At 68.1% G+C, this 22,309-nt stretch carries 13 protein-coding genes; 3 read left to right on the top strand and 10 right to left on the bottom strand.

Annotated features, from left to right (window positions below):
* Positions 1–1,194 carry a substrate-binding domain-containing protein gene (locus tag ABFX56_RS11890; RefSeq protein ID WP_346233553.1) on the bottom strand — a complete coding sequence of 398 codons (1,194 nt, stop codon included), beginning with the start codon at positions 1,192–1,194 and terminating at the stop codon, positions 1–3.
* A 135-nt stretch (positions 1,195–1,329) separates the two neighbouring features.
* Here ABFX56_RS11890 and ABFX56_RS11895 point away from each other — a divergent pair, with 135 nt between their 5' ends.
* Complete coding sequence (locus ABFX56_RS11895) at positions 1,330–2,514, top strand: acetyl-CoA C-acetyltransferase (protein WP_346233554.1); 1,185 nt, start codon at positions 1,330–1,332, stop codon at positions 2,512–2,514.
* A gap of 139 nt (positions 2,515–2,653) precedes the next feature.
* On the opposite strand, the gene ABFX56_RS11900 is transcribed toward ABFX56_RS11895, so the two are convergent.
* The 3 genes from ABFX56_RS11900 to ABFX56_RS11910 all read right to left on the bottom strand — a co-directional run bounded on the left by ABFX56_RS11900 (position 2,654) and on the right by ABFX56_RS11910 (position 5,603).
* A complete protein-coding gene (locus tag ABFX56_RS11900; RefSeq protein WP_346233555.1) occupies positions 2,654–3,982 on the bottom strand; it encodes a M50 family metallopeptidase in 1,329 nt (442 codons plus the stop codon).
* A 74-nt stretch (positions 3,983–4,056) separates the two neighbouring features.
* Positions 4,057–5,034 carry an FKBP-type peptidyl-prolyl cis-trans isomerase gene (locus tag ABFX56_RS11905; RefSeq protein ID WP_346233556.1) on the bottom strand — a complete coding sequence of 326 codons (978 nt, stop codon included), beginning with the start codon at positions 5,032–5,034 and terminating at the stop codon, positions 4,057–4,059.
* A gap of 92 nt (positions 5,035–5,126) precedes the next feature.
* Positions 5,127–5,603 carry an OsmC family protein gene (locus ABFX56_RS11910; protein WP_346233557.1) on the bottom strand — a complete coding sequence of 159 codons (477 nt, stop codon included), beginning with the start codon at positions 5,601–5,603 and terminating at the stop codon, positions 5,127–5,129.
* Between the two features lie 38 nt (positions 5,604–5,641).
* Here ABFX56_RS11910 and ABFX56_RS11915 point away from each other — a divergent pair, with 38 nt between their 5' ends.
* Positions 5,642–6,667 (top strand): asparaginase, encoded by a 1,026-nt coding sequence (locus ABFX56_RS11915; protein WP_346233558.1) that lies wholly within the window; start codon positions 5,642–5,644, stop codon positions 6,665–6,667.
* Positions 6,668–6,825: 158 nt separating this feature from the next.
* Positions 6,826–7,941: an alanine dehydrogenase gene (gene ald / locus ABFX56_RS11920; RefSeq protein ID WP_346233559.1), complete on the top strand. Its 1,116-nt coding sequence runs from the start codon at positions 6,826–6,828 to the stop codon at positions 7,939–7,941.
* A gap of 40 nt (positions 7,942–7,981) precedes the next feature.
* Here the strand turns inward: ald and ABFX56_RS11925 are convergent, their stop codons facing one another.
* From ABFX56_RS11925 to ABFX56_RS11950, 6 genes are all read right to left on the bottom strand, one after another.
* Entirely contained in the window at positions 7,982–10,813 is a 2,832-nt protein-coding gene (locus ABFX56_RS11925) for an FtsK/SpoIIIE domain-containing protein (RefSeq protein ID WP_346233560.1), read from the bottom strand.
* Positions 10,814–10,928: 115 nt separating this feature from the next.
* Positions 10,929–11,660, bottom strand: a complete 732-nt coding sequence (locus ABFX56_RS11930) for a double zinc ribbon domain-containing protein (RefSeq protein ID WP_346233561.1) — start codon at positions 11,658–11,660, stop codon at positions 10,929–10,931.
* Positions 11,657–14,002: a transglutaminase-like domain-containing protein gene (locus ABFX56_RS11935; protein WP_346233562.1), complete on the bottom strand. Its 2,346-nt coding sequence runs from the start codon at positions 14,000–14,002 to the stop codon at positions 11,657–11,659. Before ABFX56_RS11935 ends, ABFX56_RS11930 begins: the two co-directional genes overlap by 4 nt.
* Complete coding sequence (locus tag ABFX56_RS11940) at positions 13,999–15,441, bottom strand: DUF58 domain-containing protein (protein ID WP_346233563.1); 1,443 nt, start codon at positions 15,439–15,441, stop codon at positions 13,999–14,001. Before ABFX56_RS11940 ends, ABFX56_RS11935 begins: the two co-directional genes overlap by 4 nt.
* Positions 15,438–16,409 (bottom strand): AAA family ATPase, encoded by a 972-nt coding sequence (locus ABFX56_RS11945; protein ID WP_346233564.1) that lies wholly within the window; start codon positions 16,407–16,409, stop codon positions 15,438–15,440. Before ABFX56_RS11945 ends, ABFX56_RS11940 begins: the two co-directional genes overlap by 4 nt.
* Positions 16,410–16,452: 43 nt before the next feature.
* Positions 16,453–22,299, bottom strand: coding sequence for an Ig-like domain-containing protein (locus tag ABFX56_RS11950; protein WP_346233565.1), 5,847 nt, complete (start codon positions 22,297–22,299; stop codon positions 16,453–16,455).
* Positions 22,300–22,309: the final 10 nt, after the last annotated feature.

Genomic DNA, 22,309 nt, shown 5'->3' on the forward strand with positions numbered 1-22,309 from the left:
TTACTTGACTGCCGGTGCCACCGTGTCGGCGTCCACGGTTTTGATCAGCTCGGGAGCGAAGCTGTTGCCGGAGGCGACCAGGCGGGCCTGGAACATCGGCTGCAACATGGCGTGGTCCTTGGCGCGGATGGTCATGTGCCCCTTCGGTCCGTCGAAGCTCCAGCCCTCGAGCGCGGTGATCATTTTCGCGACATCCGTGCCGCCGCCTTTCTTCACGGCCCTCACGATCATCTGCGCGGCAACGAAGCCGTCGGGCGAGAAAAGGTCGGCCACGTGGTCGTGCGCCTTCAGGTACTTCACCATGGCGTCATTGACGGGGTTGTCCGGCGCGGTGCCGAAGTAGTGGCTGAGGAAGCTGATCTTCTCGCTCGCGGCCCCGTAGGCACCGAACGTCGAGACGTCGCCGAGGCCGGTCACGACCGGGATCGCGTCGAACACGCCCTGTTGCTCAAGGGCCTGCCACATGGCGCCGGAGGTGGCTCCCGCCCAGGCGACGAAGACGAGGTCGGGCGCCGCGTCGCGGATCTTCTGCGCGAACGGGGTGAACTCTGTCGCGTCTTCTGGGACGAGTTCGCCGGAGACCGTGGCGCCCTGGCCGCCGAGCACCGCCTTCACGCCGGCGAGGTTGCCCTGGCCGAACGCCGTGTCTTGGGCGAAGACGAGGACCTTTTTGCCCTGCGGGCTGCCGATGAAGGTTCCGGCGGTGGCGACGTCCTGGAAGGTCTGCCGTCCGGAGCGGAACGTGTAGTCGTTGATGCCGGTGATCGCATCCGCCGCGGCCGGGCCGGAGATGTAGAGCACCTTGTTCTGCTCGGCCTGTTCGGCCAGGGCCAGGGCGATGCCGGAGGAGGCGGTGCCGGCCATGATCTTGTAGCCCTTGCCGATGAAGTCTTTGGCTGCGGTGACAGCCTTGTCGCTGTCCCCGGCGTCGTCGGCGTAGCTGATGTTGAGCTTGTGGCCGTTGACCTCGCCGGTTCCCTTGGTCTCGTGGTCGATGCCGGCTTCGAACCCGGCCAGATAGGCCGCCCCGTAAGTCGCCAGCGGACCGGTTTGCGAGGTGATGATGGCGACGTCGACCGGGGATGCGGTCTCGCCGGGCTTCGCTGCCGGGGCTGCGGTGGGGGCGCAGCCGACCAGGACCATTCCGGCGATGGCCAGAATGGCCGGCGCCAGGTACTTCGTTGTTACCCGCATAGTTGGTTGCCTTTCATGCTGTGGGGATCGCCCAACATGACAGGCGATTCAGGTATCAGAAACCTATCCTGGTGTGCGCGTAGTGTCAAGGACATACACTCGAAATGCGTACTAGGTAAAGGAAGTCGAGTCACGATGAATCACAATGACATCGTTATCCTCGCGGGGTCACGAACCCCCCAGGGCAAGATCAAAGGTCAACTCGCATCACTGAGTGCCGTCCAATTGGGAACCATCGCCATGACGGCCGCACTGAAGCGATCCGGTGTCGAGGCTTCGGCGGTCGACGCCGTGATCTTCGGTCAGGTGCTGCAGGCTGGAGCCGGGCAGAATCCGGCACGGCAGTCAGCCATCGCGGCAGGCCTTACCTGGAACACGCCGGCGGTGACCATCAACAAGGTGTGCCTGTCCGGGCTAGCCGCCGTCATCGATGCGGCCCGCCTGCTCCGCAGCGGAGAAGCCGAGGTGGTCATGGCCGGCGGCCAGGAGTCCATGACGAACGCACCGCACGTCCTGCCCGGCTCCAGGATGGGCTGGTCCTATGGAACGATGCCGATGCTCGACACCACCGCGCACGATGGACTGACCGATGCCTTCGACCACGACTCGATGGGCGCATCCACGGAACGCTTCAACACGAAGCTCGGGATCGGCCGCGAGGAGCAGGACGAGGTGGCGGCGTGGTCCCATCAACGCGCCGGCGCCGCTCAGGCCGCTGGGCTGTTCGACGTGGAGATCGCCCCGGTCACCATCCCGCAGCGCAAGGGCGACCCGGTCGTCCTCACCGCCGACGAGGGAATCCGGCCGGACAGCACCCCGGATACACTCGCCCGTCTGAAGGCCGCGTTCGCCCCGGATGGGACGATCACCGCAGGCAACTCGTCGCCGCTCAGCGACGGTGCGGCGGCTCTCGTCCTCACCACGCGGGACTATGCCGAGAAGCACAATCTGGAGTGGCTCGCCGTGCTGGGTGCCCCCGGCGAGGTGGCCGGGCCGGACAACTCGCTGCACTCCCAGCCGTCGCACGCTCTGACGCAGGCGCTGTCGCGCAGCGAATGGCAGGCATCCGACCTCGACTTCGTGGAGATCAACGAGGCCTTCGCCGCCGTGTCCCTGCATTCGTCGCGGGAGCTCGATCTGCCGCTGGACATCGTCAACATCCACGGCGGCGCGATCGCCATCGGGCATCCGATCGGCGCCTCCGGAGCCCGTTTGGCGCTCCACGCTGCGCACGAGCTGAAGCGGCGTGGTTCCGGCAAGGCCGGTGTGTCGCTCTGCGGCGGTGGCGGACAGGGCGAGGCGCTGCTGCTCTGGCGCTGACCGTCCTTAATCCCGTTTCAAGGAAAAACTGTCCAGGAGGCCCCTGCTTCCCAGTTCCAGCAACCCGAAACTACAGAAACTCCGTGAAACGGGGTGGGGGGGCCGGGTGGGGCGGCGCGGGGTTACCGGTGGCGGGCTGTTACTGCAGGGTGATCGGTTTCACGATGTCGGCGTAGGCGAGCAGCACGCTCATCGCGCCGAGCACGATCACCACCGCGAAGGTGAGCGGCACGAGCCGGGTCGCGTCCACCGGCCCGGGATCCTTGCGCCGGAACAGTTTCGCGAAGAACCTGCGGATGCCCTCCCACAGCGCGCCGGCGATGTGGCCGCCGTCGAGCGGCATCAGCGGGATGAGGTTGAACACCAGCAGCGCCACGTTCACCGAGGCGACCACGCCGATGAGCACCGAGGCGCGCTCCATGATCGGGACGGTGTGCACCGTGGCGATCTCGCCGGCCAGGCGGCCGACGCCGACCAGGCCGATCGGGCCGTTCGGGTCCCGCGGCTGCGTGCCGAACGCCGCATTGGCGACATCGATCATCCGCTGCGGCAGCTGGAGCACGATGTTGGAGACCTGGACGATGTTGTTGCCCACGGCGGGCAGCACGGCGGTCACCGGCTGCCTGGCGAGCTCGTAGGCGGAGGAGACGCCGAGCATGCCGACCTCGGTGGTGACCGGCTTTCCGCTGGCGTCCTTGACCGGTTCGTTCTTGTCGTTGTAGACGTACCACTGGGTGCGCGCGGGTGTCGCCTGCACGGTGCGCCTCGAGCCGTCATTGTCCACGACGATGGTCAGCGGGCGGGCGGCCGAACCGCGGATGATGTCGGTCGCCTGCGCCCAGGAATCGATCGGCCGCGAGTTGATGCTGACGATCGTGTCGCCGGGTTTCAGGCCGGCTGCGGCGCCGGGGGCCGCCGGATCGCCGGGTTCGCAGGTCTGGCGCGCACTGGTGGCAGGCAGCAGACAGGAGTTGACGCTGCCGATGGTTGTGCTCAGCTGCTGCACTCCGAAGCCGCAGAGCACCACCCCGAACAGCACCACGGCGATGACCAGGTTCATGAACGGGCCGCCGCACATGATGATGACGCGCTGGTAGATCGGGAGCCGGTAGAAGGTGCGGTTCTCGTCGCCGTCCCGGATGGTCTCGGCGTTGGCGCTGCGCGCATCCTGCACCAGGGTTTGGAAGAAGCCGGTGCTCGCCGTGCGCGCACCGGCGCCGGCGGAGGCCGGGGGAAACATGCCGGCCATCGAGATGTATCCGCCCAGCGGCAACGCCTTGATGCCGTACTCGGTCTCGCCACGCCGGAATGAGAACACGGTCCGGCCGAAACCGATCATGTACTGGCCGACGCGCACCCCGAACAGCTTCGCGGGTACCAGGTGGCCGATCTCGTGCAACGCGATCGACACCGCGATCCCGACCGCGACAAAGAGGATGCCGAGAAGATACAGCAGCACGGTTTCCACCTGCACAGCGTACCTGCGCGACTCTTTGAATCGTCTGGGTCTGGAGGCGTTCCGCCGTTACGTCAGGCCCATCCTTACTTGAGGCCCAGGATGTCGATGACGAAGACCAGCGTGTCGGTTCCGCCGATGTCGCTGCCCGCGCCCTTGTCTCCGTAACCTTCGGCGGGGGGAACGACGGCGATGACCTGCGAGCCGACCTTCTGCCCCACCACGGCCTTGCTGAAGCCGGGGATCACCTGGGACACGTCGAAGGTCGCCGGTGCGCCCTTCGACCAGCTCTCGTCGAAGATCTTCTTCGTGTTCCAGTTCACGCCAACGTAGTGCACGACGACGCTGCCCTGTTCTGGCACGACCGCGCCGGAGCCCTGCTTGAGCACTGCGGTCTTCAACTCGGACGGCGGTGCGGCATCCGGAATCGTCACGGTCGGGGTTCCGTCATCGGCGACCGTGACCTTCGGGAACCCTGCCTGCGCCGGCTGGTCCTTGCCGTTGGCTTTCGGCAGCGCCGGCGGCTGCTTCTTCGGAACGGTCACCGAGACGACGTCGATCACGAACACGATCGAGTCGGTCGCGCTGATGCCGAACTGCGGCGCCCCGGCGGCTTGGAATGCGTCTTCCGGCGGGATGACCGAGGCGACCCGAGACCCGGCTGGAGCGCACTGCACGGTCTTCACGATCCCGGCCAGCAGCTGCCCGGTGTCGATCGGGAAGTCGGTGGCGCCCTTTTTGTCGTAAGCCGTGGCGTCGACCTTCTTGCCGGTCGTGGCGTCGAACACCGTGTAATTGACCGATGCGACGGTGCCCTTGGCTGCCACCTTGCCGTTGCCCTTGATGATGACCGCACGTTCGGTCTTCTTGGCGCTGAGCGGGGTGGGGAATTTCACGGATGGTGCCGTGCCGAACTTGCCGGTCACCTCGAGTTTCTTCGAGTTGGAGCCGGATGCCGTGGCCGCGCACGAGGGGTCGTCACCGCCGGAGGGGGCGCCGCTGCAGCCGGTGAGCGCGAGGGCCGCGATCGCGGCGATGGCGATCATGCTGGAAAACTTGGACACTGGTCTTCTTCCGTGTGATGACGTGCGGGGATGATTGCCTCCCCCAAGAGTGCACGGCCCAGCCTGACCGATGCCTGAATCGAGATTACCGGTTACTCGGATGCCAATTGCACAGTGGGTTCGTGCGTCACCGGGAAATTGACCGAATTCGCGATGAAGCACAGGCGGCTTGCCTCGTGGTGGCATGCGGCTGCGACGGCGAGGTCATCCGCGGAGGCGACCGTGACCACGGGGCGGAGGACCACCGAGCTGAAGTGCCCGCCGCCGTCGCCGGTCTCTTCCATCGTGCCGATCGGCGCATCCGAGTAGTCCGTGACGACGATCCCGTGGCGGACGGCAACGTGCAAGTAGCTCAGCATGTGGCACTGGCTCAGTGCGGCCAGGAGCAGCTCTTCGGGGTTCCACCGGTCGGCGTTGCCGTGGAAGGTGCGATCGGCCGATCCGTCGATCGAGGGCTTCCCCTCCGCCGAGATCGTGTGCTCGCGACCGTATTCCCGGTAGCCGCTCGTTCCGGTGCCGCGGTTTCCCTGCCATTGCACCCTGACCACGTAGCGATGCTCATGATTCACCCTCCGCACGTTACACCCGGCGATAGGCTCGAATCATCATGACCGACACCAGCGTTTCTGCCAGTTCCACTCGGGATCCCCTTGGCCTGTCCGGCGTGCGGGAGCTCGCCGTTTTAGAGCGCAGCGGCCTCATTGAATCCCGGCATTTCGGCGCCGCGGTCGTCCTGTCGCCGGACGGGACCGTCGAACGCGAAATCGGCGACGGCACCGCGCTGGTGTATCCGAGGTCGGCTCTGAAGCCGCTGCAGGCGATCACGGTGATGCGCAGCGGCGTCGATCTGACCGGCGAGCAGGCGGTCTTGGCGACCGCCAGCCACAGCGGGACGAAGCGGCACGTGCGGGTGGTCAGGGCGATGCTTCAGCGGGCCGGCTTGTCCGAGTCGGACTTGGGCTGTCCCGCGGACTGGCCGTCCGACGCGGACGCGTTGTTCGACGCCCGCCGCGAGGGCGTCGGTGCCCGAGCGATCACGATGAACTGTTCAGGAAAGCACGCCGGGTTCTTGATGGCGTGTGCGGCGAACGGCTGGTCGACGCACGACTACCTCGATCCGGAGCATCCGCTGCAACGGGCGGTGAGGCGGACGGTCGAGGAATTCACCGGCCAGAGCGTTGGACACCTGGGGGTCGACGGATGCGGCGCCCCCTTGTTCGCCGTCGGCCTGCGCGGCCTGGCCAGGGCGTTGGGCCTGGTCGCCGGTGCCGGGCTGCGCCACGGCGACGAGCACGCGGCGAGCCTGATGTCGTCGATCCTCGAGCATCCTTGGGCCATTGCCGGACCGGGCCGGGCCAACACCGTCGTCATCGAGCAGCTGGGCATCCTGGCCAAGGGCGGCGCCGAGGGGGTCATCGCCATGGCCACCCCGACCGGCGCCGCGGTCGCGGTGAAGGTGTTCGACGGCAGCCATCGGGTGACCACGCTGATCGCCCTCGAGCTGCTCGCCAGCGTCGGCGCCATCAACCGGGCCGATGCCGACCGGGTGATCGCGCTCACGGTCGAGCCTGTTCTGGGCGGCGGCATCCCGGTGGGACGACTGCGCATGTCCGACGAGTACACAAATCGCTAATATTCGCGGTGCAATGTCACGAAACCGGCACGGTGCGCGGATTTCGGGTGCGGAGCTGACGTCGGCTCGTCGATATTCTTGAGTCGGGCCCGCTCGGCGCCCGTCACCCATCTGTGTCACCCAAGAAAACTGTGTCACTCAAGAAATTTCGGAGAGCAATGAAGGTCGCCATTCCTCAAGAGGTCAAGAACAACGAGTTCCGGGTGGCGATCACCCCGGCCGGTGTCCACGACCTTGTCGCACACGGGCACACGGTCACCGTGCAAACCGGCGCAGGAATGGGATCGTCGATTCCCGATTCGGAATATGTGGCGGCGGGGGCGACGATCAGCCCCGATGCCGCCTCGACGTGGGCGGCGGCGGACCTGCTGCTGAAGGTCAAAGAGCCCATCGAGCAGGAATTTCCGTTTTTGCGGCCGGATCTCGTGCTGTTCACCTACCTGCACCTGGCTGCGGAGCCGGACCTCACCCAGGCGCTCATCGCCAACCGGGTCACCGCCATCGCGTACGAGACGGTTCAGCTGATCACGAGGGCGCTTCCCCTGCTGGCCCCGATGAGCGAGGTCGCCGGCCGACTGGCGCCGATCGTCGGCGCCAACGCCATGCTGAAGCCGAACGGCGGTCCTGGGCTGCTGGTGCCCGGCGTGCCGGGGACCTACCCGGCCAAGGTGGTGGTGATCGGCGGCGGCGTCGCCGGCGCCAACGCGGTCGCCGTCTCGGTCGGTTTGGGCGCCGACGTGACCGTGTTGGACACGAACCTGCAGCGGCTGGCGGAACTCGACTCGCTGTATGCCGGTCGTGTGCACACCATCGCCTCGAACGGCTTCGAAATCGAGCGTGCCCTGCTCACCGCCGACCTGGTGATCGGTTCCGTGCTGATCCCCGGGGCCAAGGCTCCGAAGCTGGTCAGCAACGACCTGGTGGCGCGGATGAAACGCGGCAGCGTGCTGGTGGACATCGCAGTTGACCAGGGCGGCTGCTTCGCCGATTCCCACCCGACCACCCACGAGGACCCGACCTTCACGGTGCACGGCTCACTGTTCTACTGCGTCGCGAACATGCCGGGGGCGGTGCCCAACACCTCCACCTATGCGCTCACCAACGCGACCATGCCGTATGTGCGGGCAATCGCGAACCTGGGCTGGAAGCAGGCGATGACAGCGGATGCGGCGCTGGCGCGCGGGCTGAACACCCACGCCGGCCACGTCACCAACCCCGCCGTCGCGAACGCCCATCACCTCACGCTCACTCCGATCGGAACGGTGCTCGACTGAACGAGCTCGACTGAACGGGCTCCGCTGAACGGGTCGACCGCTACAGGCGTACCCGGCTGACGTTGCCGGCCGGGTTCTTGAGCCACAGGGCGGTCGAGCCCGCCTCCAGCGGCGGCGGCAGGGTCCTCAGCCGGGTGACGGCGCGGAACTCCGCCGCCGGGCAGCCCTCGAACAGCATCGGCAGCGTCGAGCGCACGTTCTCCAGAACGCTCCAACGCGACTGCCAGGTGTCGGCGTCGGCGACGAAGGCGGTCGCTCCCCCGCTGCCTCCAGCGACCACGTCAATCTCGGTGGCGCCGGCGAGTTCGACCACATCGTTGATGTGCGGATGCTGCCGCAACCGCTGTGCGAACCAGACCGGCCGGCTCGACACCGCAATCACACCACGGATGCCGGACAGGTCGAGCCGCGGCGGCTCCGGCACGTCGTCGGGTGGCGGCACCGGGACCGTGGCCACCTGCACGCGGTGGCCACGCCAGAGCCCGGCACCGGGTGCGGCCTCCGGCACGAAATCAGCCGCCGTGCCGCCGGCCATGACGTGCTCCTGCCGGTCGGGCAGGCGCAGCAGCAGCCTGGCGTCGCAGAGCGCCGCGACGGCCTGCAGCGCGGCGGTCGATCGCTGCGTGGCGAGCACGACGTGCACCGACCTGTTGCCGCCTTCGCGCAGCACCGCCACGAGAAGGTCCAGGAACGCACGCTGATAGTCCTCGGGGAATCGGTCCAGCAACGCGTCGAGGTCATCGAGCAGCAGCAGGCGGCCGTGCCCGCCGGGCTGACGCAGTTCATCACGGACCGCGGTGAGACGGTCCCAGGCGCCCGGCACCGTGCCGGGGATCCACCGCACGTCGCCTGCAAACGAGAGTCGGGCTGCGGCTTGCAGCGCCGCAAGCACGGTGCTCTTGCCGGAACCGTGTGCTCCGACCACGAGCAGGTTGCCGTGCCGTTCCGGGTCGTAGACGGCGCAGCTCTGCCGTTGCTGATCGGGAAGATCGGCCACAGCGAAACCGATGCCCGGCTCCTCTGCGGCGGGTAGTCGATCCAGGTCGATGGCGGTGGGCAACGGATCGCACCATGGCCTGCGGAGTGGCACGAGCGGCCACCGTGCGCCGGCACGGTAGCCGTCGGCTCCCTCCGACAGGGCGAATTGCACGAGCTGCGGGCGTTCCCCGGATATGCCGAGGTAGCCGCGGCCGAGCGGCAGCCGCGTCAGTTCGGCTGCGGCGCCGGTGCCGACGACTTCGACGCTGTCGGCGATGCTGTTCACCCGCAGGCAGATCCGCAGCGTGCAGTTCGCCATGACGGCGTCGCGCACCACTCCGGCCGGACGCTGCGTGCACAGGATCAGGTGCACCCCCAGCGACCGGCCGCGTGCCGCCAGGTCGGAGAACAAGCCGTGCAGATCGGGAAAGCCGTCGACCACCGCGGCGAACTCATCGACGACGATGACCAGCCGGGGTAACGCGTCACCGGCCGGCAGGTCTTCCAGCGATCGCACCCCGCATCGCGCCAGCAGCCGCTCCCGAAAACGCAGTTCGGCACGCAGACTGTCCAGCGCGCGGGCGGCGGAGCGCTCATCCAGGTCCGTGATCACGCCGACGCAGTGCGGAAGGTCGACCAGCGGCCCGAAGGAGGACCCGCCCTTGAAGTCGACGAGCAGGAAATTCACCAGGTCTGGGCCGTGATTGCCTGCCATGGCGAGCACCCACGACACCAGCAGTTCGCTCTTGCCGCTGCCGGTGGTCCCGCCGATGACGGCGTGCGGGCCGTCGCCCACCAGGTCGACGGTGAGCGCCCCGCGCGATCCGGCTGCCAGCGTGCAGGACAGGGACGAGCGGGTCTCCCCCGGCCGCTGGGGCAGCGAGGTCAGCGGCACCAATTCCGGCAACCGTGCGCCGGAGCCTAGGATGCCGGCTTCCCCGGCGCAGCGGCGTAACACGGCGGCATGACCGCGCGCCTGCTCCTCGGTCACCGGCTGGGGCGTCAGCGGTCCGCATCGTTCCGGCTCGGGATGCCGAACGACCGAGGCCGGAGCCGTCGTGTCGAGGACGATCCGGCAGTCCCTGGGAAGGTCGGCGGCACGCTTGGCCACCGCGACCACGACGCGCGGGGCTCCCTCGCTGCCCGAGATGGGCGAGAACCGGACGGTGCCGTTCTGCTGTGCGCCCGGTCTCACCGGTGTTCGCGGATGCGGTAGGTCCGCCAGCCATCCAAAGGGGTCGCCGAACGATAGTTCCGCGGCAGACGGCGAGAGCGCATCGGCCAGTTGCACGAGGATGCCGCGGGCCACCGCGGCCGCCACGACGCCGGGGCCGCAGATGCCGATGCCCAACCGGGCGTCCACGATCACGGGGGCATCCTGCAACAGCGCCGCACTCTGCCGCAATTGCCGCAGCGCTGTCGCCGCCTCCTGGCTGATGTCTGCCCCGGATCCGGCCGGCGGGTCGAGGACGAGGGTACTGGGGATCGGCCCGCTGCCGATGGTGATGGGGACCTCGGCGTCGAAGCCGCACCGCCAGCGTTCCGGGTCGCTCGGCGGTGAGCCTAGAACCCGCGAGGGACTCGGCGCCGTTTTCTGCAGAGTGTCACGCTCGAGGCGGTGCGCCTCGCCGATGGCCAGTCGTGCTGCCCTCAGCTCGGCGGCGAACCGGGAGTTGCCGCGCCGCACCGCTGTGGCGCCCTTCCACTTCGCGTCAAGGAAGCTGCCGAGTGCGATGACCGGCCCCAGCGCTGCGAAGGCGAGCAGGTAGATCGAGTGGGTCACCGCCCACATCACCATCGATCCGACCACCGGGGCGGCACTGGCCAGCACCGGGAAGGAATATGGCGGCGGCGACACCGGCGGTGCCGGCAGCGATACGTGCGACGGGCTCACCAGGGTAGGAAAGCACCGTCGTTCTGGGTACCCGTGAGCCGCACGGTGAACTGGGGACGACCGGGTGCCCTGCCGGCTCGGGGAGGACAAGCGGGGCCGGCGATGACCAGGGCGGTCAGCTCACGACGAAGAACTGCTCGCCGATGTCCACCCGGGTTCCGCGCGCCACCCTGTGCCGATGGTCGGGCAGGCAGCGCAGCGGACGCGACTCCGGCTCGCGCACCACGGTTCCATTGCCGGAGAAGCGATCCTTGACCCAGAACGCGCCGGATTCTTGTCCGAACTCCAGGTGCGTCTTGGACACCGACCTGGTCGCATCCGCGATCCGCACCACCCGGTCGAAGTGTTCGCCGGGCTCCGGGTGCGGGCTCCGGCCGATCAGCCCCGAACCGTAGACGGTCACGCTTTCGCCGGTGCTGAACTGGAGGACGAACCGCTCGCCGCTTTGAGGCCGGCCGACGATCCGGGTGGATTCCAGGTCGTCCTCCGGTGGCGGGGCGACGGATGCCGGTGCGACGGGCTCAGGTATCGGCTCGGCCACCGGCATCGGCTCGGCCACCGGCATCGGCTCGAGGTCCGGCGGTGCTGCCGACTCGATCCGTGCGGTGTCGCGGGGGGTGATGAACACCTCGCTGACCGCCGGGGACACGAAGCCGCACTCGCCGCAGAAGATGTCGTGCGCGGACATGGTGGCACCGCACTGCCGGCAGATCACGGCCGCCGACTGAACGGCAGGCCTGGCGACGCCGGGGCTGCGGGAAGAGGACTCATGCGGAACCGACCTGCCGCACTCGCCGCAGAACAGCGCGTCCTGCGGCAGCGCCGTGCCGCAATACGCGCAGTTCACTGCCGATCCCCTTGTCGCTTGAACAGCCTCTTGACACTATAACCACCGAGTGAACGCACCGAGATCCTGGCCTTGATCCGCTGCCACCTGGTGAGGCCGCGCTCGAGTTCGCCTCGCAGCTCACCGACGGTGCGCCACACCTGGTCCGCCTCCCGTGCCTGGCTTGTCTCGGGAGCGAAGACGGCGCGATCGGCGACGGAGGCCAGCATCAGCGACCGCATCCCCCCGGTGAGGGCAGCCACCTCCGTGCGGGTGGGCGACGGCGGTGGCAGGAATCCGTGGTCGACGACGGCGTCCTCGAACTCCCGCCAGCCGCCGCTGATGCGCTCGATCGGGGTGGATGCCTTCCGCCGCAGTGCGCGTCGGCGGGCCTTCGCCGCCACGATGGTCAGGAACGGAGCGAGCACCACGGCCGAGCCGAGCGCCAGCCATCCCACTACCTGCAACGCCACAAGAAGGGCCTGAAGCAGTGGGTCGGGCGCCGGGGTCTGTTCCTGGGTGCTTTCGGGAGGAGTCTGCACGGAGTGCGTGTCCTTCGCCTGCTGCGGCGGCTGCACCGGAGACTGGGGGCGAGCCACCTGTGCCGGCGCTTGCGGGGTCTCCGGCGGAATTTCGCGCTCCGGCGGTGTGGTGTCCAACGCCACCCAGCCGAACTGTGCGGTGCCCACCTCGATCCAGGCTGAGACGTCGCCGCCGCGCACCGTCACCGGACCTGACGATCCCGAGGACGGTTCGAACCCGAACACGACGCGTGCCGGAAAGCCCAGTTCTTGGGCCATCAGCGCGGCGGTGACCGCATACTGTTCCTGGTCGCCGATCATCCGCTGGTCGGTGAGGAGTTGCGTGATCCGGTCCGCCGCGTGGCCGGAACGGCTGGGCGGGTCGTCCGGTGCGACCGCATGGCTGAGATAGCCGTTGGACTTCAGTGCGTCGATCATCGCGACCAACCGGTCGCCGGGGCTGGTGATGTCCCGAACGTAGCGGTCCAGTGTGTTCGACAGTTCGTCGGGAATGAGAGACGGCTGCGGCGACTGTTCGGATCCCGGCGTCAGTCCGGACAACTGCTCCGCCGTCGGGGCAGTCGGCAGGACCGCGTGAAGCTGGTAGCGGCTACCCTCGCCGAGCGGGGCCACCACGGCGGCGGTCCCGCTGGTGTCGTTGTAGTAGAACGAGTCGCGCAGGTCGGCCGCGCCGGTTCCGGAGAACTGGATCCGCTCGAACTTCCCCACCGTGGGAACCCAGACTCCCCGGTAGCCGTCGATGGTCACCTCCACGGTGACGTGTTGCCCGGACACCTCGGACTGGTCGAAGGCGGCGGGAACCCGGGTGAAGGAGCCTGACGCGCTGTTCTGCCGGTCGCTTCCGACGGAATAGACGATGCCGTTGTAGCTGTCGAGGGTGGCGATGCGGATGCGCGCGCCTTGCGGCAGCCCGGAGACGGTGAACATCGTCCTGGATGCGTGACTGGCCTGTTCGTACATCCGGAATCCGCTGAGCGGGCTGACGTAGTCGCGTGGATCGAACGGCTGCACCACGGCGGTGCGCAGCACATCACGGCTGCCGGATGGCGGAACCATCGCGCTGGCGGCGACCGCGGTGCCCGCCGCGAGCGCCATGGTCAGCGCGGCACCCAGCAGTGTCCTCACGCTGATCAGCTGGTGGTCGCGACTTCGGGCGGTGAGAGCGTGTTCCCCGCTGAGCAGCCTGAGCGATTCCAGCCGGCGGTAGGCGCGTCGCCAGAGCAGCCACAGCAGGATGGCCGCGGTCAGCCCCAGAGAGAGTTCCAGCGGCAAGGTCGCCCTGGTCGAGCCGAGGGCGATCGCCGCGAGGAACAGCACGATGGGCCCGAGAACGGCCAGTTCCGATCGTTTCGCCCGCAGCGCCACCGAGCCGCTCACCGTCACGGTGCCGAACACCAGGATGAACGCCGGGACCAGCAGGGTCTGGTAACTCCCCACCGGCAGGGACACCGTGAGCAGCTGCTTCCAGCTCAAGGCGGTGCCGGCGATGAGGTCGAGAAGGCCGTCGGCGGTGGGCAGCACGCCAGACAGGGCGCGATCGGGTACCGCCAGCGGCACGCCGGCGAGCAGGTAGACGGCGATGGCGACCGCCAGACAAACCGCGCTGGACCACCGGAACAGTGCGCCGAGCACGGCGATCGCCGATCCCAGCACCGTGGCGGCGACGACGAGCACGATCAGCGCCGGAGATTGGTAGATCGGCCAGAACGCCACAGACGCGATGGCGGTAGCCAGCCAGAGCATGGCCAGCGTGACGGTGATGAATCCGGCGGAGCCCACGCGGCGCTGCTGGCGGGCGTCAGCCCCGAAGTCGTGGGTCACGCTGCGGCCGCCCGCGCCAGTGACTTCTGGAGGTCTTCCAGGTATCCGATGGTCAGCACGCTGAGACCGGCGACGCGGCGCAATCCCGGAACGGAGTCCGGGTCGCAGACCACGGCGACCACCTCGACCCCCAGTGGAAACATCGTGGACGCCGCCCGCAGTGCCGCAGGGGTCACCGGTGATCCGCAGACCAGGAAGGCGACCGAGATTCCGGTCACCGTGTCGGCGGTGACCCTGGCGACATCGCGGATGGTCAACGCCGCTTCGGCCCGCTCGATCACGGCCAGGTCGTCGAGGAGACGCGCCCTGGTCACGGTGCTGAGTTCTTTGACCGCGAGGACCTTGCGCGTGGCGAAGTCCGGCGTGGTCTCGCTGGCGACGACGGAGACTGTTCTGGCGTCGCGGATCGCGCGCACTCCCAGTGAGCCGGCCACGCTCACCGCCATCTCGAATTCGTCCTCGCCGGAGTAGTCTGACGCGGCCAGACTCAACGCGATGACCAGGTGGCTTCTGCGGGTTTCCTCGAACTGCCGCACCATGTAGGTTCCGGTCTTGGCTGTGCTCTTCCAGTGGATGTACCGGCGCTCGTCGCCTGGCACGTATTCCCGCAGCGCGTGGAACGACACGTCGCTGTTGGACAGGTCCCTGGTGGGGTTGCCCTCGAGGTCGTGGATGAATCCGGTGCTGGTACTGGGCACACTGATGGTACGTGGGTGCACGAACACGTCGACGGTGTCGGTCCACACCAGCTCGCGGCGGACCAGCCCGATCGGGTCGGCGCGCACGGTGCGTACCGGGCCGACCGTGAGCACCCCGCGGTGTGCCGTCGGAACCGAGAAGGTGTCGCGGAACGACCCGCCGCGTGGCAGGCTCGGCATGGCGAATTCCGCCAGGCCGCGGCCCACCGGGACCTCGGTCTTCACTCCGAGCAGGCGGCGTCTGGTGGGGTTCGTTGCGACGACCTGCCCGGTCGCGGCCTCGCCGACGACCACTCGGCTGCGCGGCACGTCAAGTGAGATGGTGAACGCATTGCGTCCGAAGAGATAGAGGGCGGCTACGGCGAGCAGCACGCAGCCCGCGTAGGCCACCGCGACCAGTTCCAACCAGCCGAGGGTGTAACCGAAGAAGAACGCGAGCGGAACCAGAACGACCATGCACCAGCCCAGGGCTGTGACGACGGTGGCCACCCTGCCGCCGACGACACTGCCGATCGTGCGCACTCGTCGGCCCAGCCGCACCAGCGCGATGACGGTGTCGGCGAGGAAGCCGGTGCGGTCGCCGACGATGCGGGTTCTCGCGTTGACCAGACCCTGGGTCGCCCCGAGCGTCGCGTCGAACCGGGCGGACGATGTCGAGGTCATCGTCCGACTGCTGGTCACGCCATGGGTGGGCGCGCCGCTGGCCGGCGCGCCGATGGCCTGACTGGTGCGGCTGCTCACACCGGTTGCCGATCACCGGGCGGTGGGGTTTCGATCAGCACCTGACCGACGACGCTGGACGCGGTCACCCCGTCGAACTCCGCCTCGGGATCGAGCACGAGCCGGTGGGCGAGCACCGGCTCGGCAAGCGCCTTCACGTCGTCGGGCACCACATAGTGCCTGCCGCTGGCAGCCGCGAGTGTTTTCGCGGTGCGTACCAGCGCCAGCGCGCCGCGCACGCTGGCGCCCAGCCGGATTTCGGTTGCGCTCCTGGTCGCATCCACCAGTCGTGAGATGTAGTCGTTGATCGACGGGTCCACGTGCACGGTACGGGCCAAGCGCCCCATTTCGACAATGACCGAGGCGAGCGCGATCGGCGTGATGGTGACGTCATGGGCCTTGACTCCCGCGCCGGCGAGAATGCGGAGCGTTGAGGCGTGGTCGGGGTAGCCGATCGACGTCTTCATGATGAACCTGTCGAGCTGTGCCTCAGGGAGCCGGTAGGTTCCGGCCTGCTCGATCGGGTTCTGAGTGGCGATCACCATGAACGGCGCACCGACCGGATGCGTGACGCCGTCGACGGTGACGCGCCCTTCTTCCATCACCTCGAGCAACGCGGCCTGCGTCTTCGGGCTGGCGCGGTTGATCTCGTCGGCCAGCACGATGTTCGCAAAGATGGGCCCCTTGTGGAATTCGAAGTCACCGGAGCGTTGGTCGTAGATGCTGACTCCGGTGATGTCTCCGGGCAGCAAATCCGGGGTGAACTGCACCCGGTTGCTCGATCCGTCGACGGTTTGTGCCATCGCCCTGGCCAGCGACGTCTTCCCGGTGCCGGGGAAATCCTCCAGCAGCAGGTGTCCCTCGCTGATCAGCGCGGTGAAGGCCAGTCGGATGACGAAGGTCTTCCCGAGCAGCACCTGCTCGACGTTGGCGACCAACCGGCCGAAGATACCGGAGAACCAGGTCGCCTGCTCGGGAGTCATTGTCATCGTGGTGCCCCTTCGGCGAATGCGATTGATGCTTGTCTGTCCATCATGGCGTGCACGGCCCCTCACCGTAGGCGGGGTCGGTGTAGTACGGCGCCGGCCCGATCTCAACGGTCGCCGTCACCCGCACTGCCGTGGTGCCGGCCGGTGGCGTCGCGTCGCTCGCCGCGACCCAGATCCCCAGCTCGTTCTGGAACGAGTATCGGTAGGTCACCGTCGGCGCTCCGGCGTTGACCGGTGGGGTCGGGATCACGTCGGATCCTGCGGCGCAGCTGGTGATACCGGCCCGGGTGTTGACCGGGGTCAGGGTGGTCGGTGCGGAGGATTCGCCGCAGAATCCGCCCACAGCGTCCCGGCAGGCGCGCAGGGTGACGGTGATCGGGTTCCCGTACACCGAAGAGTCGGCCATCGAGGTGATCCAGGTACCGCTGACCAGGGTGGTCCAGGCACCACTGCCGAGCCGGTATTGGAAGACGGTGTCCGGATACTTCGGCCCTGCGCTCGTCAGCGCGTCGACTCGGATGTCGAATTGACCGGTGGTGCCGTTCCGGGCGACGGTCACGGTACCGCTGGTCTGCCCCGGCGTGGCTTTGGTCACCACGGAGCCGGAAACGGTAGGGGTGCAGAAATAGCCGTTGTCGGCGTAGACCACGTAGAAGTAGTGGCCGCCGTCAGACACCGAGGTGTCGGTCCAGCCGCTGACGACCGGCCCGCCAGAGCCGGGACTCGCGCTTCGACAGGCCGTCGGCGCGGTGTCACCGACGGTGAATCGGCCCACCGTATAGGTCACCGAATTCGTCGGGGCACCATTCGGATCGCTTCCGCCCCAGGTCACGGCGACGTCCCCGCGCGCGTTCGCCACCACGGCGCTGAGGGCGCTCACCGCTGACGGCGGACCCACCGCGGTGACCGTGGCCGTGGCACTGCGGTTCCAGTCGTTGCTGCTGAGCACCTGGGCGCTGTTCTTCGCGTAGAGGCTCACCTGGTATTGCCTCCCGGCGACGAGGGTCGGCGTGAACGTGTATTGGCTGGCGCCGGTCGCCGCAACAGCCGAGGAGGAGTCCCAGTCCGGGCCGACGATGCGCACGATGTAGTCGGTGATCGCGCTTCCGCCGGCCGGGGCGGCCACCGCAGGCCAGCTGATGCTCACCGCTCCCGGAGCGACGTTGGTGGCCTTGGCGTCGCTGATCGATGGCGCGGCGGGCAGCAGGTCCGACCAGACGGTGGAGCCGATCGCCGTCGGCTCCGACGTCCCGATCGCGTTCTGTGCGGTGACGGAGATGCGCACCCCGTTGTCTGGGCCGTTTCCGGGGGTACGGACGGCGCATCCGCTGGTGATCGGGCACGGTGTCACCGAGAACACGGTGCCGTCGGTTCGAGTTGCGGTCACCTCGTATCCGCTGATCGGCGAGTTGTTGAACCCGCCGGGGCTGAAGGCGACGGTGACCGATCGGTCGGAGAAGGAGGTCACGGCCACCCCGGTCACCGGTTCGGGAACGTCCTGGATCTGGAGGGTGACGGCACCCCACACGTAACGGTCAGCATCCGCGGTGGCGTCGGCCACTTGGTACTGCAGGTTCACATTGACCGGCTGCGCGGTCTTGGCCACGGTGACCGCGAGCCTGCGGTTGTCGGCGCTCGGCGCGATGCTCACCCCGGCCGGGAGGGCATCGCCGTCGATCCCGCGGATGGCCACCACCTTCAGGGGCTGCCCGGGGAACGGATTTCCGGCGTCGTCGTTGGCGAGGACATCCACAATGGTGGTCGTCCCACGCGGGGTGACCGCCACGTCCGCGGCCGGCCTGGCCAGCGGCCGGGTCGAGGGCACCAAGCCCAGCTGGATGGTTCCGGATTTGCCTTCCGCGATGTCATCGCGCACACCGAGCACGATGGTGCTCGTGGTGTTCTTCACGGCGTCACTGTCGGCGTGCAGGGTGAGTTTCTGGTCCCTGAGGGTGTAGCTGAAGCCGGCGGGCGCCTGTCCCAGTACCGAATACGCCAACTCGTCGACGTCTTTCGGGTACGGGTATGTGGTCAGTTTCAGCAGGTCGAGCACTTTGCTCTCGCCTGGTTCGAAGTCGATGACGCCACCGTTGAACACCGGCGGCTGGTTCTCCCGCGGCGTCACTTTGATCGGCAGCACGAGCGTGGCGACGCGTCCGTTCGGGTCGTCGGCGCTGGCGCCGTCGGTGACCTGGAATGACACCGAGGCCGGTCCGAAATACTTGTCCGCCGAGGTGAACCGCAGCGTGTGGTCGTCCACCACGGGGTTTTGGCCGTTGGAGTGCGTTGCCCGTACTCCGGAGGTGTCGGCGAGCCGCACCTTCTTGCCGCCGATGGCCACCACGTAGTCGTTGAGGTCGATGGTCAGCGCCGATTCGCTGGGCACACTGAGCGCACGGGCCTTGTGGTTCAGTTGCGGCAACGCGTCGTCGTATCCGGGAACCCAGACGAACGCGTATGCGGCCACGGCGCCGTCGCCGGGCCGGGACACCTGGAACGGTATGATCTGGCGCTGGTTGCCGACCGTCACCCGAATCCGCCGATCCGCGGTCACCTGCGCGTCGGCGTCGCGTCCTGGGAGCAGTGCCACTGTCAGGGAGGACACCGGGCCGTCGGCGAGGAACACGTTGCGGAGCACGTCGACGTCGATGGTGTCGCGGTCGAGGATGTCGGTGAGGGTGAGCACCGTGTCCCTGGCCACCGGGTACACCGGCGGCGCGTCGGGGTCGACGATCACGGTGACGAAGTTCGAGCCGGTGCCGCCGGAGTCGTTGGCGATGGTGTAGACCAGCCCGTAGCGTCCGGGGATCCGTGGTGGAGTGACCCGGACCATGTCACCGACGACCTCGGCGGTGACGGTCGGGTCGTTGGGTACGACGCCCACGACGCTGAGCGGGCTGCCGTCAGGATCGGAGTCGTTCGACAGCACCCGCACCGAGACGGTGCTGCCCGGCCGCACCGTCACCTCGTCTTCGAGGGCGACCGGGTTGCGGGCGCCGTCGAGTTTCGCGCTGATGCCGACCCGGACCGTGCCGATAGCCCTGGCGCCGAGCGCATCCAGCACCGTGTAGGTGAAGGTGTCGGTTCCGGCGGAGTAGCCGCCGGCCTCGTAGTCGAAGTAGTCGTCTCCGACGGTGGTGACGGCACCCTTCTGCGGGTTGGATTCCTGGCCGAGAAGCTGAACGGAGTCACCGTCCGGATCGATCCCGGTGAGAGGGATCGGGATGCGCACGGTCGCGCCGGAGAGCACGCGCGCCGTGACCGCCGCCGGCACCGGCGGGTTGTTCGTCGCATCGTTCGGCTCGCGCACCGCGATCCGCACGTTCGCTTGGGCACGCTGCCCGTCGGGTCCCGACACTTCGTAGGTGGCCGTGAAGTTGCCCGGCTTGTCCGGGGCGAGGTAACGCAGCACATCCCCGGAGGCGAACAGCAGTCCGGAATCACCGGTCAGGGTGGTGGACAGCTGCGGATTGAGGCTGAGGTCCTCACCGTCGGGTTGCACGTCGTTGTCCAGAACGGGGATGTCCACCGCGTCTCCGACCCGCACCGTCACCGCGTCGTCCGTCGCGATGGGCGGTTGCAGCCTCGCCGGGATCGGGGTCTCGATCACCCTGACCACCCCTTCGGCTTCGGCCAGCCCATTACTGATCCGGTAGTTGAAGGTGACCGGGCCCGACAGCGGCCCGGTCAGGGTCACCCGGATCGCCTTCTGCTCGAGCACGTCGGCACGCACCGGCGCAGTGCCGGGAACGTTGTACACCCCGGTCACCAGCAGCACGCCGCCTGCCGGGTCGATGTCGGTGGAGGCGACGTCGATGGTCTGGCTGCTCAGGGTCTTCACGAAGATGGTTTTCGGCAGGGTGATCGGGGTGCTGTTGGCATTGGGAGGCGCCGCGACGTCGACTCGGATGACTCCGGTGGCCGTGTTGTCGCCGTCGTTGACCACGAAATCGAGGTAGTGGGTTCTGATCTGATCGCTGGTGAAGGTGAAGGTGCCCTTCTCCAGGCTGGCGGTGATGCTGGAGCCGCTCTTCACCGGCACGCTGGTCAGCCGCAACACCCCGCTACCACCGCGCACATGGTCGAGCGGGTGGATGGTCACCGGCGCTCCGGCGTAGGCCAGCACGACGAACGGGTCGGCGACGATGGGCACCTCGCCCGGTTTTTTGACACTGACGCGGATGCTGCCGCTGGCGCTGTCCTGCCCGTCGGAGACGACGAGGCTGACCGACCGTTGCTCGGCCGAGGCGCCTCCGTCGACGAACACGACGCTGCCCTCCGGCCGGTAGCTGACGGTGTCCGGCGGCGCGGTCGTTGCCGAGACGAGGTAGAACGCGTCGCCGTCAGGGTCGATCCAGTCGCCGAGCGCCGAGACGGTGGCCCGGCCTCCCTGGGCCACCAGCATGGAGGTTTGCCGCACTTGTTCCGGCGGCGAGTTCTCCAGCGGGGACCGCACGGTCACGGTCACCGCGGCGGTGGCGCTGCCGCCGCGGCCGTCGTCGATGGTGTATCGGAAGCCGAACGCGCCGTGGGCGCCGGGCGTCGTGGTCAGCTGCAGCTGCTGCCGGTTGTTCACCAGGTCGATGCGACCTTGGGCCGCGTCGATCGGGGTGACATCCGAGATGACGAGAACGTCGCCGTTCGGGTCATAGTCGTTGAGCAGCACGGGCAGGATGCTGCTGACACCGGGCCTGGCGCCCAGCGTGTCGTTGACGGCCACCGGCGGCATCTGGTCCTTGGCCAGCTCCGGCGGGGTGTCGAGGTTGTTCTCCTCGACCTGCTGCTGATCGTCCTTCGTGACGATGAGTTCAGACCAATTGTCGATCAGGTGCCCGTCGGCCTGCACCGCCCAGGAACCGCCGCCGCGCGGGTCGTTCAGCAGCACCTTGTCGCCGTTGCGCGCAAAGGTGAGCCGTACCGCTGCCGGAGGCATCGAGTCCAACCGCTGCAGCTGTGGTTCGCTCTCCCCGGCGCACGAGCGCCAGGCGCTTCCTCCCGACCACGCGGCGTAGGTGCAGCCGTTCAGGGTGACCGGTGCCGCGGGGAACCCGGACTCTCCGGTGACCTGGGCGCGCGGAGTGCCGCCGGACACCGGCAGCGAGACCAGGCCACCGTCGAACGCGACGTAGACCCGATCGCCGCCGGACGACGGCTGTTGCAGCACGGGGCTGCTGCCACCGCCGATCAGGCTGGACAGGTCGAACAACCGGCCGTCGAGGCTGAGCCGGCGGGAGGTGGCATCCAGCAGCGCCCAATGGTTCCCGACCGAGGTGACGGTGACGGCGGCGTTGGAATCGCCCAGCCCGGCCTGGAAGGTCGCCGGGGTGCTGCCGGGCGCGCCCAGGTCGAGCCGGTAGACCCTGCGGGCCTGGGACGAGTAGCCGATCAGCACACCGTCCGGGGACACGCTCACGACGGCGTCTTTGCCGAGGCTCAGCGTCGGCGGCGACTGCTGGTCGAAATGGACCACGTCCGCTTCGGGCATGACCCAGACCTGGCCGGTCCCGCGCGCGACGATGACAACACTCGCCTCGGTCAGGAAGACCTCCGGATCTTGCGGCGGCAGCGGAACGCTGTCGCGCACCTGAGAGGTCGCCGGATCAACGACATCGATCTTGCTGTCGGTGCGGTCTACCAGGAGCACGTTGGCGCCGCGCTGGACGACGTCGATCTCGGTGCCGGTGCTGGGCACCACGGTGTCCAGCGCGAGCACCTGCGTGTTGGCTCGGCCGATCACGTGCTCCCCGCCGTTGGCCACCCAGACCGAGCCGTCGTTCAGATCCATGCGCTGCGCGGTATAGCCGCCGGACACGATCGCGACCGTGGCCACCAGTACCGCAATAACAGAAGCGCTCGTCGCGGACACGACGAGCGATTTGCGGGCAGCCATCCAGTGGAGA

It is taken from the genome of Parafrigoribacterium mesophilum, from assembly GCF_039652555.1.
GTDB classification, from domain to species: Bacteria; Actinomycetota; Actinomycetes; order Actinomycetales; family Microbacteriaceae; genus Parafrigoribacterium; species Parafrigoribacterium mesophilum.

Coding starts and splice junctions, on each gene's coding strand:
- ABFX56_RS11890 (WP_346233553.1), bottom strand. CDS start 1,194: ATGCGGGTAACAACGAAGTACCTGGCGCCGGCCATTCTGGCCATCGCC.
- ABFX56_RS11895 (WP_346233554.1), top strand. CDS start 1,330: ATGAATCACAATGACATCGTTATCCTCGCGGGGTCACGAACCCCCCAG.
- ABFX56_RS11915 (WP_346233558.1), top strand. CDS start 5,642: ATGACCGACACCAGCGTTTCTGCCAGTTCCACTCGGGATCCCCTTGGC.
- ald (WP_346233559.1), top strand. CDS start 6,826: ATGAAGGTCGCCATTCCTCAAGAGGTCAAGAACAACGAGTTCCGGGTG.
- ABFX56_RS11945 (WP_346233564.1), bottom strand. CDS start 16,409: ATGACAATGACTCCCGAGCAGGCGACCTGGTTCTCCGGTATCTTCGGC.
- ABFX56_RS11950 (WP_346233565.1), bottom strand. CDS start 22,299: ATGGCTGCCCGCAAATCGCTCGTCGTGTCCGCGACGAGCGCTTCTGTT.